The sequence below is a fragment of the Xenorhabdus sp. Sc-CR9 genome (assembly GCF_963897815.1).
Lineage (GTDB): Bacteria > Pseudomonadota > Gammaproteobacteria > Enterobacterales > Enterobacteriaceae > Xenorhabdus.
Window position 1 is genome coordinate 1 of record NZ_CAWQTY010000050.1, and the last position, 1819, is coordinate 1819.

At 40.5% G+C, this 1819-nt stretch carries 2 protein-coding genes; both read right to left on the bottom strand.

All coding sequences use genetic code 11. The annotated features are described in order from the left end of the window. Positions 1–102: 102 nt before the first annotated feature. Positions 103–783, bottom strand: coding sequence for a hypothetical protein (locus tag AACQ81_RS02730; RefSeq protein ID WP_237388452.1), 681 nt, complete (start codon positions 781–783; stop codon positions 103–105). 338 nt (positions 784–1121) lie between these two features. Continuing rightward, positions 1122–1619, bottom strand: a complete 498-nt coding sequence (locus AACQ81_RS02735; RefSeq protein ID WP_237388453.1) for a hypothetical protein — start codon at positions 1617–1619, stop codon at positions 1122–1124. Positions 1620–1819 lie beyond the last annotated feature (200 nt).

Below are 1819 nucleotides of genomic sequence, written 5' to 3' on the forward strand. Positions count from 1 at the left end.
ATGGTCAAGCAATGTGATTGCGGGGCACCAAGCCAAAGAAATAAGCTTAAAAAAGCCAGCTGGTGTGATGATTACCGCGCCCAAGTTTTCTTTGGCTGAATGTTAATCAAAGTATGCTCGTGCCCTGGCCTCCTCTGCCAGTTTTTCTCCCGTTAACCGGGTATAATCTCGCATAATTTCGGCATGTTTTCCTGGCCGCCAACGATTTGATGAACCACAAAACAAAAGCTGATTAGTTGTTTTTTCAAAAACCGTCAATATTTCTATCGGATCAAAAACAGCAACCCCTTTGGGCAAAACCATCGCCAGAATACTGCATGGAATTCCTTGTATAAATTCAGCCATACGAAGTTTTTCAGTTTGATCGTGGAATTTATCCAACGCCTTAACAAGTTCATGATGATCCTTAACCCAAGCCAAACCTGCTGAACCTGCATGAAATGACTTTGAACTATCGGCAGCCAATATAACACCTTTACCTTTATTAAGAAGGCAAAATGCAGCTACAGCATCATCAAAATCAGGTGCAATTATTTTATAAGGCGGTGTATTAATTCCCCATCGACGAAAATTTTCATCAATATAAGTCTTATCTTCAAATTTTGCCCATTCAGGCCTTTGACAACCATAAACAGGTCGGTTTGCTAATGGAGAAAGCGCTAACCTCACTCCCCCTAAGAAAGTGATATTTTTTTCTGGATCAATTTTATCCAACCAATGTTTGATACAAACAAATTCCTTTTGCAATAACGTTGACAGAGGATATTTTTCAATATTAACCATATGCCAACACAATACCCCTTCAGGCCGCCATACTTCATCTGACACAGATATTAACGCTTTTATTTTGGCACCACATATTTGCAGTTCGAACTTCAAATTTTTCAACGCATCCAGACTATCTGAACAATCAATTAACAAACCAATTTCACGATCTTGCCAATGCGCTTTCAAATGTTTTGTTATTTCCGTAAACCAACTATTTGATACCCGTTGTATCGCCATTTATTTCCTACCCATAAAACATGAAAATAAAATATACCTTTTATCTTTCAAGTTGGTGCTTTATCGGCTACGACATATCACTTGAAATCTATCAGGCTTTCCCCGAGTAATTTGTTTTACTCTCTTCCTTCATCCCACCAAATTGCATTAGTTTTCCACCAATCATCAATTTCAGTAATCACTCCGGCAGGATCACAATCAGTCGGCTGCAAAGCAAATGCTTTGGCAATGTGATCTGAAATCGAGCGGGGAGCCTGATAATATCTACCGGCATTCGCCATTAATTGATAATCAACAATGCCAGAAACAGCACAACTATTTGGTGCATAACGAAATACCCCCTCTTTGGGAGGAAACCAGGCAAACCCTGCCATCGCCTGAGGATAAATATGTTGATACGTTTCTTGAGCGCGAAGCCCTGCCTGACCAAGCAGTGTTTCTTTATACAAGTTCAAGCCAAATGCCATTTCGTACACAGGTACATGCCCAGCTCCACCGGGACGACATGCAATCTCACACAACACAAGGCGATGTGTTTTCTCACAAAAGAACGCTTCTGCATGAAATGCCGTAGTATCCGGTGTTGGCGGCAGGCTCATAATCACTTGTGACATGAGCCCGAATAATTCTGTTGTTAAAGGGTTATCTGGCAATAGCATCCAACTAAGCAACGCAGAATTACCACTAAGAACCTATTCAGAATTTTTTTAAACCAGAACGATTTTTCATATAAACTACGGGGATGAGAAAAATTTATGCCAGTGACATTAGTCGAGAAGTGTTCATGGAAATTGAACCCCTGCTGCTTAGCAGC